The 15,872-nt window shown below is 54.0% G+C and carries 16 protein-coding genes; 4 read left to right on the top strand and 12 right to left on the bottom strand.

The window, feature by feature from the left end; genetic code table 11:
* Positions 1–101: 101 nt before the first annotated feature.
* From ACS603_RS11320 to sad, 8 genes are all read right to left on the bottom strand, one after another.
* The gene (locus ACS603_RS11320) at positions 102–629 is read right to left on the bottom strand and encodes an N-acetyltransferase family protein (protein WP_474944272.1); all 528 of its coding nucleotides are present in this window, start codon (positions 627–629) and stop codon (positions 102–104) included.
* An 82-nt stretch (positions 630–711) separates the two neighbouring features.
* Positions 712–1,677, bottom strand: a complete 966-nt coding sequence (locus tag ACS603_RS11315; protein WP_315688639.1) for a GGDEF domain-containing protein — start codon at positions 1,675–1,677, stop codon at positions 712–714.
* 53 nt (positions 1,678–1,730) lie between these two features.
* A complete protein-coding gene (locus tag ACS603_RS11310; protein WP_474944290.1) occupies positions 1,731–2,723 on the bottom strand; it encodes a diguanylate cyclase in 993 nt (330 codons plus the stop codon).
* Between the two features lie 189 nt (positions 2,724–2,912).
* The gene (locus ACS603_RS11305) at positions 2,913–4,358 is read right to left on the bottom strand and encodes a sensor domain-containing diguanylate cyclase (RefSeq protein WP_182061096.1); all 1,446 of its coding nucleotides are present in this window, start codon (positions 4,356–4,358) and stop codon (positions 2,913–2,915) included.
* A 108-nt stretch (positions 4,359–4,466) separates the two neighbouring features.
* A complete protein-coding gene (locus ACS603_RS11300) occupies positions 4,467–4,829 on the bottom strand; it encodes a DUF4186 domain-containing protein (RefSeq protein ID WP_474944271.1) in 363 nt (120 codons plus the stop codon).
* The gene (gene glsB / locus ACS603_RS11295) at positions 4,829–5,755 is read right to left on the bottom strand and encodes a glutaminase B (RefSeq protein ID WP_182061094.1); all 927 of its coding nucleotides are present in this window, start codon (positions 5,753–5,755) and stop codon (positions 4,829–4,831) included. Before glsB ends, ACS603_RS11300 begins: the two co-directional genes overlap by 1 nt.
* Before the next feature lie 62 nt (positions 5,756–5,817).
* A complete protein-coding gene (locus ACS603_RS11290; protein ID WP_474944270.1) occupies positions 5,818–7,407 on the bottom strand; it encodes a methyl-accepting chemotaxis protein in 1,590 nt (529 codons plus the stop codon).
* Between the two features lie 139 nt (positions 7,408–7,546).
* Positions 7,547–8,935 (bottom strand): succinate-semialdehyde dehydrogenase, encoded by a 1,389-nt coding sequence (gene sad / locus ACS603_RS11285; protein WP_474944269.1) that lies wholly within the window; start codon positions 8,933–8,935, stop codon positions 7,547–7,549.
* A 99-nt stretch (positions 8,936–9,034) separates the two neighbouring features.
* Between sad and ptrR the strand changes: the two genes are divergently transcribed.
* Positions 9,035–9,913, top strand: coding sequence for a putrescine utilization regulator PtrR (ptrR, locus tag ACS603_RS11280; protein ID WP_182061091.1), 879 nt, complete (start codon positions 9,035–9,037; stop codon positions 9,911–9,913).
* Here ptrR and ACS603_RS11275 read toward each other — a convergent pair.
* Positions 9,867–10,349 (bottom strand): GNAT family N-acetyltransferase, encoded by a 483-nt coding sequence (locus ACS603_RS11275; RefSeq protein WP_182061090.1) that lies wholly within the window; start codon positions 10,347–10,349, stop codon positions 9,867–9,869. The two genes, ptrR and ACS603_RS11275, sit on opposite strands and share 47 nt — an antisense overlap.
* 160 nt (positions 10,350–10,509) lie before the next feature.
* Between ACS603_RS11275 and ACS603_RS11270 the strand changes: the two genes are divergently transcribed.
* On the top strand, positions 10,510–11,454 hold the full coding sequence (locus ACS603_RS11270) for an L-lactate dehydrogenase (RefSeq protein WP_315688632.1): 945 nt from the start codon (positions 10,510–10,512) through the stop codon (positions 11,452–11,454).
* Between the two features lie 36 nt (positions 11,455–11,490).
* Here the strand turns inward: ACS603_RS11270 and ACS603_RS11265 are convergent, their stop codons facing one another.
* Both ACS603_RS11265 and ACS603_RS11260 read right to left on the bottom strand, forming a co-directional pair.
* The gene (locus ACS603_RS11265) at positions 11,491–12,282 is read right to left on the bottom strand and encodes a PhzF family phenazine biosynthesis protein (protein WP_474944268.1); all 792 of its coding nucleotides are present in this window, start codon (positions 12,280–12,282) and stop codon (positions 11,491–11,493) included.
* Between the two features lie 27 nt (positions 12,283–12,309).
* Entirely contained in the window at positions 12,310–13,098 is a 789-nt protein-coding gene (locus tag ACS603_RS11260) for a PhzF family phenazine biosynthesis protein (RefSeq protein WP_474944267.1), read from the bottom strand.
* Positions 13,099–13,273: 175 nt separating this feature from the next.
* Here ACS603_RS11260 and ACS603_RS11255 point away from each other — a divergent pair, with 175 nt between their 5' ends.
* Positions 13,274–14,470, top strand: coding sequence for a sugar transporter (locus ACS603_RS11255; protein WP_474944266.1), 1,197 nt, complete (start codon positions 13,274–13,276; stop codon positions 14,468–14,470).
* Positions 14,471–14,512: 42 nt separating this feature from the next.
* Here ACS603_RS11255 and ACS603_RS11250 read toward each other — a convergent pair whose 3' ends face one another.
* A complete protein-coding gene (locus ACS603_RS11250) occupies positions 14,513–15,178 on the bottom strand; it encodes a MarC family NAAT transporter (RefSeq protein WP_182061085.1) in 666 nt (221 codons plus the stop codon).
* A gap of 254 nt (positions 15,179–15,432) precedes the next feature.
* Here ACS603_RS11250 and marR point away from each other — a divergent pair, with 254 nt between their 5' ends.
* The gene (gene marR, locus ACS603_RS11245; RefSeq protein ID WP_014070273.1) at positions 15,433–15,867 is read left to right on the top strand and encodes a multiple antibiotic resistance transcriptional regulator MarR; all 435 of its coding nucleotides are present in this window, start codon (positions 15,433–15,435) and stop codon (positions 15,865–15,867) included.
* Positions 15,868–15,872 lie beyond the last annotated feature (5 nt).

The following is a 15,872-nucleotide window of genomic DNA, read 5'->3' as shown; positions in this document are numbered from 1 at the left end:
GATTAGTCATACAGCCTGATAAGATTGGTGTAATAACTTATCAAAACTTTTCGACCGCGACCCCTGTTTTGATCAATTCATGAAGCAATTGTGAAAAATAATCACAAGAATTTATAGAACACCGAAGTAGCCGTCATCGCCCCGTCAGGCATCAAGGCATAGCGCGGGATTTCACCCACTTTGTGCCAGCCTGCGCGCTGGTAGAACGTCTCTGCCCCGCTACCTGTGGAAGTATCCAGTACCAGCACTGATATACCTTGCTTTCTGGCCTCTGCCTCCAGGGCTTCCATCAGGGCCATTGCTGCGCCCTTACGCCGTGCTTTCTCATGAACCAGTAATTTTGCGACATCCGCACGGTGGGGCTGGTTTTCGGGTTGATCGGTTATCAGCTGAACCGTACCGATAAGTTCACCCTGCTCATCGGCACAGGCCAGCACGGTGCGCTCCTGGCGGCCAACGCTTTCAGCGATGCCAAGCCAGAATGCGCGGGCTTTTTCGTGGGTAAAAGGCAGCATAAAGCTGACGGAGGCACCGCCGTTAACGCAGTTTTCGAGGATCTCGGCCAGCGCATCAATATGCAAAAGCACGTCGTCCCGGGTGAGTGTGTGGAGAGTCAGTGAGGTTGTCATTGTATTTCCTTGTGTTGAGTCCCCTCACTTTGCATTTAACAATAATTTAACGCAACGCGCGTAAACATAGGCTTTTGTTATGTTACCGGGTATGCCCTCGCTGACGCTTCATGGTGAACATCTTGTCGTCGGCATCTTTCAGCCATTGCTGCAGATCGTTGCGGTTGTGATCAAATTCGCTCACGCCCCAGGAGAACATCAGCGACCAGGGGTGTAACTTACGGTCGTTGTACTGGGCAACCTGCTCGGTAAGATACTGCATGGCAATCCATGCCCCCTGCTCATCCGTGTCGGCGAAAAGCACGGCGAACTCATCGCCGCCAAAACGTACCAGCAGGTCAGCTTCACGGAACGATGCCCGCAAGATGTCGGCCATCGCAGTTAACGCTTTATCGCCCTCTTCATGCCCAAACCGATCGTTAATCTGTTTGAACTGATCCAGATCTATCCAGCCCAGCGTAACCGGCGCTGCGCGGCGCCTGGCCACAGAAAGCGCGAAACTGACGAACTGATTAAACCCGCGACGGTTATATAACCCGGTCAGTTCGTCGGTTGTTGCCACACTGATGGCCGCAAACTCATCCTCCACCAGCGCGCCGAGGTCGCTCAACACGGAAAGATCGGCCTCTGAAAACTCGCGCGGCGAGTAATCGACAAGACACAGCGATCCCACACTGGCGCCATCACGTAAACGCAGTGGCATCCCGGCATAAAACCGGATACCCGGCTGCCCAATGACAAGCGGATTATCGGCAAAACGCTCATCCTGATGGGTATCAGCCACCACCAGCGGCGCAGAATGAAGAATGGTGTGACCGCAAAACGAGATATTGCGGGGATAAGTGCAGTTGGCTGTGCCATCGATAGATTTGGCCACCAGCTCGTGTTCGTCCACCACATTGACCATCGCCAGCGGGACCTGGAAAAAACGTTTAGCCAGCCGGGTTAACCGGTCAAAGGCTTCTGAGCCATCTATATCGAGTAGCCCGGACTCTCGCAGAGAGTTCAGACGTTCCTTTTCACTTGCGGGGAATTCAGGTGCTTTCATACTGTCTCCTGACGCTTAGTTCTCTTAAAAGCGTAGCCTAAACAGAGACATTTTCAGTGTGCGAATATTCTGTTCTTGCCTTCACGCTTGGCCTGATAAAGCGCGCTATCTGCGGCCTGTAGCCAGTCTGTAACGCTTCTCATGTCGCGCGTGGCACACGCTATACCAATACTGAGCGTGCAATGCACGGCCTCTTGCACCTCATCTTTCATTATCGCGGTGGCCTCCATAATGCGTGTTGCAACAATATGGGCCTCATCGAGGGTGGTATCAGGCAGCAGGATAACAAACTCGTCACCCCCCAGCCGTGCCGGGGTGTCTGCGGGCCGCGTCGCCACATGCAATATTTGTGAAACGGTCACCAGCATGGCATCGCCTACCTTGTGGCCAAACCGGTCGTTCACTTCCTTAAAATTATCGATGTCGATAAACATCAGTGCCGATTCACGGCACGCCTGCTGAAGCTTTTTCAGCTCATTCTCGATACGTTTTTCGAGCAAACGTCGGTTAGCAATATCCAGCAGTGGATCCATCATGGCTATCCGCTCAAGCTCACGGCTTTTAATCCGTAAACGCAGCGCAATACTGTCGGTGAGCACGCTCAGGGCGACAAGGTAAATGGCAATCAGGGGTAACGTCGCGAACATGGTTTGCTGGGAGACAAACAGATCGACCGCCATTCCCTGGGTCAGCCAGCTCAACAGAAACACGCCAAGCATCGCAGCGGCGGCTTTCTTCATCAGCGTAAAACCGCCCGCAGAAAGTCGGTCGGCAAGCAAAATGGTGGCAATCACCACAGAAGGCAGCGGATTGACCGCCATCATGGCGATCCAAAAGCCCCCCGCGCCGGCATCAAACACCAGATTTTGATGTTCCGTCCTCAGAGGTGCGGGTGATTTTCGGGAACGAAACCACGCAAGAGTCGGCCAGACAAAGGCATTCGCCCCCAGCAGAATCATTAGCCAGACTGAACGTTGATGTTCAATCAACACGCAGAGGATCGGAATAAAACAGAGCAGCGTACCAAGAATACGCATCAGGTACATACGTTTGACAAACCGACTTCCTGATAAGCGAGGATTTTTACTGAGTTTGCCAGTTCCGTTCATGCCACGATTTTTCCGATATATTTCTTGCGGTATCTTATTGAGCTTAAAAATGTGTAGCAAGCAATTTATCAGCGAATTGTTAACATCAATGTCGCATTCTACCTAATGTGGTTACGCTTACACCGGTTATGTTCCACTCTCAGGTCCCGCCACGATTAAATCGTCTGACAAACGTGCACTGGTACGATTTCGCCCTGCTTTTTTCGAACGATAGAGATAATCGTCCGCCTCGGCCATCAGCCGGGTAAAGACTTCAGTCAGCTGCCAGGATTCCGATTTACCACTCCCCAGACCAATGCTCACGGTTAAAAAAAGTGTTTGTTGCCGCCAGATAAACGGATGATTTGCTATCGAAACTCTAATACGTTCGGCCAGTTCAATTCCCTTACTGGCGTCGCCGGAGTTCACCACAACCGCGAACTCTTCGCCTCCCATGCGCGCCACCAGCCCTTCTTCCCCCACGACTTTCTGCACCTTCTGGGCAAAGGCCGCCAGTACCCTGTCCCCGCACTCATGGCCGTAGTTATCGTTGATGCTCTTGAAGTAATCGATATCCAGCAGCATCACCGTCAGGTAACGAGGATGGCGATGGGCCTCTTCCCGTTTAAGCGCTTCATACAGGCCAGAACGGGAATAGACATGGGTCAGGAAGTCGAAGTCGGCACGCAGCGAAACTTGTTTAATGAGCGAATTAATGGCCGCCACGCTGACGGAAACCATCACCGGGCAGATAGCCATGGTCGCGATACCAAGACGAGCAGAAAACATCTGTGGCGTGGAAAGCGGCGTCGCAACGGCAATATTGATAATCGAGTTCGCCACCAGAATAACTTCAACGGCCCCCGTCAGGAAGGTCAGCAGACAGGTTGCGGGCAGCGAATAGCGCACGGCACACCAGATAAGTGCAGGCAGCGGAAAGGCGAGGCTACCAGCCCCCCCAATGACAACCGATGCCACAACCGAAACGATCAGCGCCACCACCGGTAAGCATTTTTCAGGTGCGGGCCAGGACGGGATAAACCGCTGCGGCATTTTCACCGTCAACATGCACGGCACAATTAACACACCCGTGGAAAACTGCTCGCTAAACCAGTCCGCAAACAGTGGCCAGAAGGTTTTACTGTCAATCCCGACCGAACCAAACGCCCCCAACAATGCACAGAATACGGCGGCGATAAGGCAATAATTAAACAACCGCAGCGCATTAATCGGGTCTGGTCTGCTCTTCAGCAGCCGTTTGTCGCGCATGACCAGCAAGGCCACGATAACAATGAAGACCATATTCGACAGGTTGATCACCACCGACGCAACGCCCCAGTTGGTGGTGACCGCGTCGTACATCAGCATGGCGACATACGATACCGCGTAATAATGCAGACGATTAAGATACGCGTAACGGGCAAATACCCCCGCCATCACGCCATTCAGCGGCCAGAATAGAGATAACGCTTCCACCAGGCGTAACTCTGCCCCCACAAAATAAAACAAGGTGGTGAGCACGAATATCCCCACCGCATTTCGCAGGGGGCTATCTGGATGAAAAAGCTTGAACGACGCGACTGCAGAAGACATTAAATATCAATCCATATAATTGCTTTTCGCAATTATTTGTGGTCATCGGCATGAATGAGAATAACTCAAAGTCCATCTATAGCACATATAGAACCGGATAATAACTCGTCAATTTTGGGGGTTCATCTGCAATACCAGCCAGTGATGTATTACGCCGACAATATGGTGCTGTTGCTGTGCATCAAGCACAACACCCTGCGGAATATCGTGCCATTTTTCCAGGCACCCCCGACAACAGGTCGCTGTAGCATGTTGCGCGATAAACACCGGATGGCCGCGCATGGGCGTTTGCTTTCCGTCATTCGCCGGATAAGCAGGTGCCAGCCTTTTAGCGACGAAGTCAGCGGCGTGCTGGTCAATGGTGTCGGCACCTTTATCCCAGCAGTATTGCCGCTCTTTAGGCCCCAGGCGAAAGCGCGAACGAAATGTGGAACGCGCCAGCCTGATAAATAACGGATCATGTGTCGACATCAGTACACAGAGCGCCCCAGCCGTTGCGTGAGTTTCTCCAGTACCGCGACTCCCGCCAGCGAGTTACCCGTTTCATCCAGTTCAGGGCTCCAGACAGCAATCGCCATCTCATGCGGCACAATCGCCACCACACCTCCGCCAACACCAGATTTTGCAGGCAGGCCAACGCGCCAGGCGAATTCACCCGCATTCTGGTACATGCCACTGGTCGCCATCAAGGCATTAATCTGACGCGCCTGCATTGGCGAAACCACTTCCTGAGAGAGATGCGATGCGTAACCCTGATGCGCCAGGAACAAAAACGTCTGGGCCAGTTCGACACAGCTCATTTTCAACGCACAATAATGAAAGTAATTTTGCAGAACCGTTGCAACATCATTATGAAAATTGCCGAAGGATTTCATCAGCCAGGCAATAGCGGCGTTGCGGGCGGAATGCTCAAACTCAGAGCGTGCCACGACGGGATCGTAGGCAATATCCTGCTCGCCACAGAGCAAACGGACAATTTCGAGCATTCGCTGACGCGGCGCGCTCAGGCGGCTTTGCAACATATCGCACACCACCAGCGCCCCGGCATTGATAAAGGGGTTACGCGGCTTTCCGTGTTCAATTTCCAGCTGAAGCAGTGAGTTAAAGGGCTGCCCGGACGGGTCCTTACCCACGCGCTGCCAGATCTCCTCTTCCTCGTACTGGCGCATTGCCGCCACCAGACTCAGCACTTTCGAAATCGACTGAATAGAGAAGCGTTCAGTGGCGTCTCCGGCCTGATAGCGCTGTCCATCCACCGTACAAATGGCGATACCAAGCTTATTGCCGCTGACGGATGCCAGCGCCGGAATATAGTCGGCAACTTTCCCCTGTCCCAGTAATGGACGAACCTGCGCCAGAATCTCTTCCAGCATCTCATTATGGATGACCGCAGCCACATTTTGCTCCTTGCCCTCAGGCTAAAACGGGCTGCGAGTATAACAGAGGCTTATCGATTGCGTCAGGCGGGAAGACGAAAACGCGATACCGCCTGGAGTAAAATGTCGGACTCCTGATGCAAACGTTCGGAAGCCTGTGACGCGCCAGACACCAGCACATCCGTCTGACGTGACACCTGGTTCAGCGCCTGAAGCTGACGTGTCATCTGATGAATACTCTCCCCCTGGCTCAGGGTTGCCACCGAGATATCATTCAGCAAACTGCTTAAATTCCCCACCAGGCCGGTCACCTGTTGCAGATTGTCCTCAAGACGGGTCACCGCTTTAGAACCGTCTTCTATGCCCTGCAAGGAGTGGTTAATCAGCTCCTGAATCGTTTGGGTCGAATGGCTGCTTTTACGGGCCAGCAATCCCACTTCTCGGGCCACCACTGCAAAGCCCCGCCCCTGATTACCCGCATGAGCCGCCTCAATTGCCGCATTCAGCGCCAGAATGTTGGTCTGGAACGCCACGTTGTCGATCAGGGAGACGATCCCGCGCATTTCAGACGATCGCTCAACGATCGCCTGCATTGAGGCATTGACCTTGGACATCATCTGGTCGCCGCCGGCTGCCGCTTCCCGTGCTTCGTCAGCGCGTGAACTGGCAAGCTTCGCATAGCCGGTATTGCCCTCTACATGGGTTTCCAGCGACGCAATATGCGCCGTCACCTCTTCCAGCTCTTTTGCCTGGCGTGCCGACTGCTGATACAGCTTCTGATTACCCTGCGCAAGCGATCCAATATTCTCTACCATTGAGGTGGTGGCCTCACTCACCTGCGTGACCAACTGCTGTAATCCCTGCTGCATGGTGAAAATGCTGTCGCCCAGTTGCCCTATTTCACGGTTAAAACGCGTCACACCCGGCGGGCTGGCAGACAAGTCCCCCGCCGCAAGCTGATTAATATGACCAATCAGACGACGCAGCGGGGTAATGACCCACTTCGCCATACCAAACCAGACCACAATAACAATCGCCAGCAACACCAGCGGGGCAAAAAGGAACAGCGTTTGCAGCCCGGAGAGTCGCTCCATTAAGGATTGTCGTCCCTCTGTCGCCTGCTTTTCGCTTATCTGCTGGTAGCGGGCATAGTTATCGTTGAAATCAGTCTGAAAGGCCTGCGCGGGTACAGCAAAAAAGGCATCGATGGAATTGGTTTTGATAAGCCCTTCGGCTTGTTCTTTGATGGCACCATAGAAAAGCTGATAGCTGTTCACCAGCGCCTCATCTTTCGGCGGATTTAGTGCCAGCCATGCCTTCCACGCCTGCCGGGACGCATCGAGCGCCTTTTGCGCTTCATCCATCAGGCTGTGCCAGCTGCCGTCAGAGCCGGTCTCTTTATCCTGCATAAAATACACGCCCGAGCGGTTCAGTAAATCGCTTGCGGCCAGCAATGACACGCGCGCCTGATCCAGTTTCCCCTGCTGCTGGTATGCGAGCTGATTATGTTGTTCGTTGCGCTGTGCTTCACGAAGAGAAGCGGTGAGCAAAAATGAAGAGGAGAGTTGCAGTGCGGAGAAAAGCCCAATAATACAAAAGATGCCGGCCAGCAATCCAAACTGACGAGGAATAATACGCTGCGCAATACGGCGAAAAATTTGCGTTAGGTTCATAATTTTCTTCTGTAACAATACGTTAGACGCGAAGAAGTCTACGAAACGAAAATGACAGAACCATTGCAGAAAAATGACAGGGGGCAGGAATTGCCGGGTGGCGATAATGCCCGCCCGGCTTGATAAGATGTTGATTAAATTACACGCGATCCTTCCACACCGTCTGCACATTACAGAATTCGTGCAAACCGAAGTGAGAAAGCTCACGGCCGAAACCGCTCTTCTTCACGCCGCCAAAGGCCACGCGGGCGTCGCTCGCGCTATAGCCATTGATAAACACGCCGCCGCACTCCAGCTCGCGGGAGAATGTTTCAGCCAGTGCAACGCTTGCGGTAAATACCGTCGCCGACAAACCAAAGTCGCTGTCGTTAGCAAGCGCCAGGGCATGAGCGGCATCTTTCGCCACCGTAATGGCTGCTACCGGGCCAAACAGCTCCTGACGAAACGCGGTCATTTCAGGGGTAACATTGCCCAGCACTGTCGGCGCGTAATAGTTACCCTCACCCGCGATTTTCTCACCGCCCAGCAGAAGGGTTGCGCCTTCAGCAAGGGAAGCAAGAACCTGCTGATGCAGCTCATCACGCAGATCGTAACGCGCCATCGGGCCAACATAGTTTTCTTCTTTATCCGGTGCGCCCATCTTCAGCGCTGCTGTGGCTGCAACAAAACGTTGGGTAAAGGCATCGGCAATGCCCTCTTCCACGATAAAACGCTTCGCCGCCGCGCACACCTGTCCCGTATTTTGATAACGCCCGGCCACCGCTGCTTTCACCGCCAGGTCCATATCCGCGTCGTTCAGGACGATAAAGGGATCCGATCCCCCCAGCTCCAGCACGCATTTTTTCAGTGCCGCCCCGGCCTGCGCACCAATCGCTGCCCCGGCGCGCACGCTACCGGTCACGGTTACGGCTGCAATACGACGATCGTTAATCGCCTGGCTTACACCTTCGTTGGTGGCATTGACCCAGCCAAACACGCCCTGCGGGAAGCGAGCATCGGCAAAAATGTCGGCGATAAGCGAAGCAGATCCCAGCACGTTCGGGGCGTGTTTAAGCAGATAGCTGTTACCGGCAAGCAGAATGGGCACCGCGCCACGCAGAACCTGCCACAGCGGGAAGTTCCACGGCATCACGGCCAGGACAGGTCCCAGAGGGCGATATTCAATGACCGCGTTGTAGTTTTCAACCTGAGTAGCTTCCGTTTTCAGCATTGCCGGGCCATGTTCGGCATACCAGTCGCAAAGGTTGGCTGATTTGGTCACTTCACCGCGAGCCTGGGTAATGGGCTTACCCATCTCGCGGGACATCATTTGAGCCATCTCTTCGGCGCGCTGGCGAAGTGCTGCACCTAAGTCGCGCAGTTTTTGCGCTCGGTGGGCTATCGTTTCGTTGCGCCATTGACGGAAACCGGCATCGGCCAGTGCAATCGCCTGTTCTACGTCGTCTTGTGTTGCCCACGGATAGGTTGCCAGGGTTTCGCCGGTGGCCGGGTTAACAGACAGTGCATGTGTGGCAGGTGAATGAATCATGATTATCTCCATGCAATAACAGTTGATTCATTGTGGCCCACTCTGCTATTTCTTAAAAATGAATAATACTAACCACCTTATTCACGAATCGAGAATGGCATGGACTTAACTCAGCTTGAAATGTTTAACGCCGTTGCGCAGACCGGCAGCATTACCCAGGCCGCGCAAAAGGTGCATCGCGTTCCATCTAACCTCACCACCCGCATCCGCCAGCTTGAAGCGGATCTGGGCGTTGAGCTGTTTATTCGTGAGAACCAGCGCCTGCGGCTTTCCCCCGCCGGGCACAACTTCCTGCGCTACAGCAAGCAGATCCTGGCGCTTGTTGACGAAGCGCGCATGGTCGTGGCGGGCGATGAACCCCAGGGATTATTTGCGCTTGGCGCGCTGGAAAGCACCGCCGCGGTGCGCATCCCGGAAAGTCTTGCCCAGTTTAACCAACGCTACCCGCGCATTCAGTTTGCCCTCTCCACCGGGCCATCCGGGACCATGATTGATGGTGTTCTGGAGGGCACGCTAAGCGCCGCCTTTGTCGACGGGCCGTTATCGCACCCTGAACTGGAAGGAATGCCGGTCTACCGGGAAGAGATGATGCTGGTTGCCGCGGCGGGCCATCCTGAGGTTTCGCGGGCCACAGAGGTGAACGGCAGTGACGTGTATGCATTTCGTGCCAACTGCTCTTACAGGCGGCATCTGGAAAGCTGGTTCCATGCTGACCGGGCGATGCCCGGGCGCATTCATGAGATGGAGTCCTATCACGGGATGCTGGCCTGCGTTATCGCTGGCGCGGGTATTGCGCTGATGCCCCGCTCGATGCTGGAAAGTATGCCGGGGCATCATCAGGTTGAGGCGTGGCCGCTGGCGGAAAACTGGCGCTGGCTCACCACCTGGCTGGTGTGGCGACGCGGCGCAATGACCCGCCAGCTGGAGGCGTTTATAGCGCTGCTAAACGAACGTCAACCACCAGCGCCTTCTCCATAAACAGGCTCAGGGGATCGGCAGTATAAGGGGCAAACGGCGGGCGCATTTCGTAGCCGCAGCGCTCATAAAGCCGCACCGCCGCATGTTGTTTGATCCCCGTTTCCAGACGCACAGTATGGCAGTGGCGGCTTAACGCCTCGTCCTCCAGCGCAGCTAACAGGGTTTCCCCCAGATGTTGCCCCCGATGGGTGGGGTCGATATACACCCGTTTCATTTCGCCGGTGCCGTCACCGTTGAGCACCACCGCGCCACAACCCACGGCGGTCAACTGCTGGTCACGAATGACCATCAGGATCAGGTTCTCTTCGGTCAGTTCTGATAAATCAAGCAGATGGTTGCTTTCCGCCGGATAGAGTTCGCTCTGATAACGATCAAGCGCCGCAATCAGATTGATGATGTCAGGATGGTGTGACGATTCAGAGGTAATAGAGTACATAGCCGGATCCTTATCTTTTTATTTCATCTTTATTTCAAAATAGCCCAGCCACTTAAGGGTGCTTCATAGGATTAACTTATGCGTCTCTTCACCTGTTGCACGCCGTTCCATCCGGCAGTAATTTTGTGCGCAGAAGCCGTTAAATCACAATGGAAAACGAATGAACACCAAAGCCCGTAAAGTGATGATTATTGGTGCAGGAAACGTTGGCGCCTCTGCCGCCTATGCCCTGCTCAACCAGAACATTTGTGAAGAGCTGATCCTGGTCGACTTAAACCGCGAGCGTGCCCAGGGCCATGCACAGGATCTTAGCGATGCGGCAGCCTATATGCCGGGGATGATGACTATCTCAACCCGTGATGCCAGCGAGTGCGCCGATGTCGATATCGCGGTGATCACCGTTTCGGGCGGTGCGTTACAGCCCGGGCAATCCCGTCTTGATGAGCTGAACAATACCGCGCGTATAGTCAAAAGCATTGTCCCGCAGATGATGGACAACGGCTTTAAGGGCATTTTCCTGATAGCCACCAATCCGTGCGACATCATTACCTGGCAGGTGTGGCAGCTGTCTGGCCTGCCGCGCAACCAGGTGATCGGCACCGGCGTGTGGCTGGATACCACCCGTCTTCGCCGCACGCTGGCGCAGGAGCTGGATATCGGCGCGCAAAGTATCGATGCCTTTATTCTGGGTGAGCATGGGGATACCCAGTTCCCGGTCTGGTCTCACTCATCGGTTTACGGCTCCCCCATTGCCGGGGTTTATCAGCGCCACACCGGGAAAGTGCTCGACAAAGAGCAACTGGCGGAAAAAGTCCGCAAACTTGGGTTTGAGATTTACAATCGTAAGGGCTGCACGGAATACGGGATCGCCGGAACCATTGCCGAGATTTGCCGCAATATTTTTACCGGCAGTCACCGTGCGCTGGCGATCTCCTGCGTTCTGGATGGTGAATACGGCGTAGACGGAGTGGCGATTGGTGTGCCTGCGGTACTGGCACAGGGCGGCGTACAGCAGATTATTGAATTGCAGCTGGCAGAAGAAGAACAGGCCAAATTCCGCCACTCTGTTGAGGTGATTAAAAGCAATATCGCCCGCCTGCCCTGACCAGAAAACAGGGATGACGGGCGGAGCATCACTCAGTTAACGCAGATAAATACGGCCTTTCAGATACAGCGTGGCTTGTCCGCCAATCAACACACGATCGCCCTGCAATTCGCAGCGCAAATCCCCGCCCCGCCGGGATACCTGGCGGGCGTTTAACTGGGTTTTGCCCAGCTTCTCGCTCCAGTACGGGATCAACATGCTGTGCGCTGACCCGGTCACCGGGTCTTCCGGCACCCCTTCTCCCGGGCAGAAGAAGCGGCTGACAAAATCGTACTGGTCACCCGGCGCGGTGATGCAGACCATTTTATCCAGCGGGATCATCGCCGAGATATCTGGCGTCACGGCTTCCACCTGCTGCTGGTTTTCCAGCACCACCATATAATCACGCCCGACACGCACCTCTTTGGCACTGCTGATGCCCAGGGCGCTGAAGAGTAACGCTGGCGGATTATCTACCACCTCCGTTGACCACGCCGGGAAGTTCAGTGTCAGCCAGTCACCGTGACGTTTTACCGTCAGGTTGCCAACAAAACGAGTGGAGAATTTAATTTCTGTATACGGATAGTTGAGATATTCAAAAATGACATGGGAGGCGGCCAGCGTGGCGTGTCCACAGAGGTCGATCTCATCCAGCGTGGTGAACCAGCGCAGCTCAAATCCATCATCCGTGTGCACAAAGAACGCGGTTTCCGACTGGTTGTGTTGTTGCGCCATTTTGAGCAGCGTTTCGTCCGGCAACCACGTTTCAAGCGGGCAAACGGCTGCTGCGTTTCCGCCAAAGGAGGTGTCGCTAAAGGCATCTACCAGATAAAAATCGATTTCCTGCATTGTCTCTTCCCCTGTTGTTATATGTTTTTAGCGCAAAAATACCGTGCCTTTCAGATAGAGCGACGCCTTGCCGCTCATCAGTACGCGTTGCCCGTTCAGTGCACAGCGGACATCACCGCCGCGGGCTGATACCTGGCGTGCGAACAGCGTGGATTTCCCCAGTTTCTCACTCCAGTATGGGATAAGCATGGTGTGCGATGAGCCAGTGACCGGATCTTCCCAGACGGCAACGCCCGGCGAGAAAAAGCGGCTGACAAAATCGTAATCACCGTTGCCGCGCGCGGTAACGGCCACCTTATGTTCACCGGGCGTCATCGCTGAGATATTCGGCGTGACCGCTTCCACCTGCTGCTGATTTTCCAGCACAATGACCCAGGCCCGGCCTTTGCGGGCTTCAACATAGTGGCTTATCCCAAGCGCTGAAAGCAACTCTGGCGGCGGGATTTGTACCTGGGTTAGGCAGGCCGGGAAATCCAGCGTCATCCAGTCACCCTCGCGGCTGACGGTCAACCGGCCTGAGGCGGTGTCGAAATGAATGCGTGAATCGGGGTAACCCAGTTCGTTAAACAATACATAAGCACTGGCGAGCGTTGCATGACCGCAGAGATTGACCTCCGTTACCGTGGTGAACCAGCGAAGTTCGATGCCGCCCTTGCTGCACACAAAAAACGCGGTTTCTGACTGGTTATGCTGCTGCGCCATCCTGAGTAATGTCTCATCCGGCAGCCACTCCTTTAACGGGCAGACTGCTGCCGGATTACCCCCAAACGCGGTATCGCTGAACGCATCAACCAGATAAAAATCAATCTCCTGCATTGTCTTCCCCCCTGTTTTTGTTGTGCTGTTCTTTATATTCAAGGAAAACACCCGCCTTCGCTACCGCTGTCACAAGGTAAATTTTGAGATCTGAATCACATAATGATTGAGTTTTAGCCGTTTCACGCTTTAAGATCCCCGTCACATCCTCCAGGCAACGGATCAAGACATCCCTATGACAACAAACACGGTTTCCCGCAAGGTTGCGTGGCTACGTGTGGTCACGCTTGCCATTGCAGCGTTTATCTTCAATACCACTGAATTTGTCCCCGTCGGGCTGTTGTCCGACATCGCTGAGAGTTTCCGGATGGAAACTGCTCAGGTTGGCATCATGCTGACCATTTACGCCTGGGTGGTGGGCCTGATGTCGCTGCCGTTTATGCTGCTGACCAGCCAGATGGAGCGGCGCAAACTGCTGATTGGGCTGTTCGCCTTATTTATCGCCAGCCATGTGCTGTCGTTTATGGCCTGGAACTTTACCGTGCTGGTGATAAGCCGCATCGGGATTGCCTTTGCCCACGCGGTCTTCTGGTCAATCACCGCCTCATTAGCCATTCGACTCGCCCCTGCCGGTAAACGCGCCCAGGCCTTAAGCTTGATTGCAACCGGCACAGCGCTGGCGATGGTTTTAGGCTTGCCGATTGGTCGCGTGGTGGGGCAATACTTTGGCTGGCGTACCACCTTCTTCGCCATTGGCGTGGGAGCCCTGGTTACGCTGCTGTGCCTGATCAAACTGCTGCCAAAAATGCCAAGCGAACACTCGGGTTCACTGAAAAGCCTGCCGCTGCTGTTCCGACGTCCTGCGCTGATGAGTATCTATCTGCTCACCGTGGTGGTGGTTACAGCGCACTATACGGCCTACAGCTATATAGAGCCGTTTGTGCAGACCGTGGCCGGATTTAGTGCGAACTTTGCCACCGTGCTACTGCTGATCCTGGGCGGCGCGGGCATCATCGGCAGCGTACTGTTCGGGAAACTGGGTAATCAGCACGCGTCGCTGCTGGTGAGCAGCGCCATTGGCCTGCTGCTGGCGTGCCTGCTTCTGCTTATGCCTGCAGCAGACAGTGAAATGCATCTTGCCGTGCTGAGCATTTTCTGGGGCGTGGCAATCATGATTATTGGCCTGGGAATGCAGGTCAAAGTTCTGGCGCTTGCACCCGACGCTACCGACGTGGCAATGGCGCTGTTCTCCGGGATATTTAACATTGGGATTGGCGCGGGTGCGCTGGTAGGCAATCAGATAAGCCTGCACTTTTCGATGGCGTCGATTGGCTATATTGGCGCAATCCCGGCGCTGGCGGCGTTTATCTGGTCGGTTCTGATTTTCCGTAAATGGCCAGTGGCGATGGAAGAACAGGCGCATCACGGTTAGTGATTGATGCCGGGTAAGCGACAGCGCCACCCGGCATCGTTTTTAATGGTAGGTCTTAATAATTTCGAGCACGCCGTTAATAATAAACTGCACGCCCATACAGACCAGCAAGAAGCCCATCAGACGAGAGATAGCTTCAATACCGCCCTTGCCCACCCAACGCATAATCGCGCCAGAACTGCGCAAAGAGCCCCACACAATAATCCCGATAAGCGCAAAGATGATTGGCGGTGCCACCGTGATAACCCAGTCCGGGAAAGTAGCGCCGTCACGCACCGTTGAGGCAGAACTGATTATCATGGCTATCGTCCCTGGCCCGGCGGTGCTTGGCATCGCTAAAGGGACGAAAGCAATGTTGGCGGAAGGCTCAGTTTCCAGCTCTTCGGATTTGCTTTTTGCTTCCGGCGACTCATGCGCTTTTTGCGCCGGGAACAGCATCCGAAAACCGATAAACGCAACAATCAGCCCACCCGCAATACGCAGACCCGGAATCGAGATCCCGAAGGTGTTCATCACCAGCTGTCCGGCGTAATACGCAACCATCATGATCGCAAAAACATATACAGAGGCCATCATCGACTGATGATTGCGCTCTGCACTGTTCATATTCCCTGCCAGCCCTAAAAACAGCGCAACCGTCGTCAACGGGTTAGCCAGCGGCAGCAAGACCACCAGCCCAAGACTAATTGCTTTAATCAAATCCAACATAGTGCGTCGTTGTCCTTATCCATATTCAACACCGCAATTATAGGGTGAAACTGCACATTTCAGCCATGGTCACAACGTAAGGATTATTTTCGCTGCTGAATCATAACTACTCGTTATGTTTATGATTTGAAAGCCGCAAAAAGAGTCCATGAATCGTTTTAGCAATTCGTGGCATCGGCTAATTCATTCAGTTGACTTATACTTGCCTGAGCAATAATATCTGCCGTGACTAACTACTTGCCAGGGCAACCATTGTGAAAAGCACCAGTGATCTCTTTAACGAAATTATTCCGCTGGGTCGCCTTATTCATATGGTTAATCAGAAAAAAGATCGCCTGCTTAATGAATACCTGTCTCCGCTGGATATCACCGCAACGCAGTTCAAAGTGCTGTGTTCCATTCGCTGCGAAGTGTGTATCACGCCGGTAGAGCTGAAAAAGGTGCTCTCTGTAGATCTCGGTGCCCTGACTCGAATGCTGGATCGACTCGTCTGCAAAGGATGGATAGAACGAAGCCCTAACCCGAATGACAAACGCGGCGTACTGGTGAAACTGACCAGCGACGGCGCGGCGATGTGTGAGCAATGTCATCAATTAGTAGGACAAACAACGCACCAGGAACTAACAAAAAACTTAACGGCGGATGAAGTGGCAACGCTTGAGCACTTGCTTAAGAAAATACTGCCGTAATACAG

The organism is Enterobacter sp. Li2LvB3 (genome assembly GCF_056156645.1).
The sequence above is the reverse complement of the archived record's forward strand: the minus strand, read 5'-3'. Positions and strand labels throughout refer to the sequence as shown.

What these genes read in the sequence shown, in the direction of transcription:
- ACS603_RS11305 (WP_182061096.1), bottom strand. Translation starts at nt 4,358, where the DNA reads ATGTCTTCTGCAGTCGCGTCGTTCAAGCTTTTTCATCCAGATAGCCCC.
- ACS603_RS11265 (WP_474944268.1), bottom strand. Translation starts at nt 12,282, where the DNA reads ATGCAGGAAATCGATTTTTATCTGGTAGATGCCTTTAGCGACACCTCC.
- ACS603_RS11320 (WP_474944272.1), bottom strand. Translation starts at nt 629, where the DNA reads ATGACAACCTCACTGACTCTCCACACACTCACCCGGGACGACGTGCTT.
- ACS603_RS11275 (WP_182061090.1), bottom strand. Translation starts at nt 10,349, where the DNA reads ATGTACTCTATTACCTCTGAATCGTCACACCATCCTGACATCATCAAT.
- ACS603_RS11315 (WP_315688639.1), bottom strand. Translation starts at nt 1,677, where the DNA reads ATGAAAGCACCTGAATTCCCCGCAAGTGAAAAGGAACGTCTGAACTCT.
- ACS603_RS11260 (WP_474944267.1), bottom strand. Translation starts at nt 13,098, where the DNA reads ATGCAGGAGATTGATTTTTATCTGGTTGATGCGTTCAGCGATACCGCG.
- ACS603_RS11310 (WP_474944290.1), bottom strand. Translation starts at nt 2,723, where the DNA reads ATGTACCTGATGCGTATTCTTGGTACGCTGCTCTGTTTTATTCCGATC.
- ACS603_RS11270 (WP_315688632.1), top strand. Translation starts at nt 10,510, where the DNA reads ATGAACACCAAAGCCCGTAAAGTGATGATTATTGGTGCAGGAAACGTT.
- ptrR (WP_182061091.1), top strand. Translation starts at nt 9,035, where the DNA reads ATGGACTTAACTCAGCTTGAAATGTTTAACGCCGTTGCGCAGACCGGC.
- sad (WP_474944269.1), bottom strand. Translation starts at nt 8,935, where the DNA reads ATGATTCATTCACCTGCCACACATGCACTGTCTGTTAACCCGGCCACC.
- ACS603_RS11300 (WP_474944271.1), bottom strand. Translation starts at nt 4,829, where the DNA reads ATGTCGACACATGATCCGTTATTTATCAGGCTGGCGCGTTCCACATTT.
- ACS603_RS11290 (WP_474944270.1), bottom strand. Translation starts at nt 7,407, where the DNA reads ATGAACCTAACGCAAATTTTTCGCCGTATTGCGCAGCGTATTATTCCT.
- ACS603_RS11255 (WP_474944266.1), top strand. Translation starts at nt 13,274, where the DNA reads ATGACAACAAACACGGTTTCCCGCAAGGTTGCGTGGCTACGTGTGGTC.
- ACS603_RS11250 (WP_182061085.1), bottom strand. Translation starts at nt 15,178, where the DNA reads ATGTTGGATTTGATTAAAGCAATTAGTCTTGGGCTGGTGGTCTTGCTG.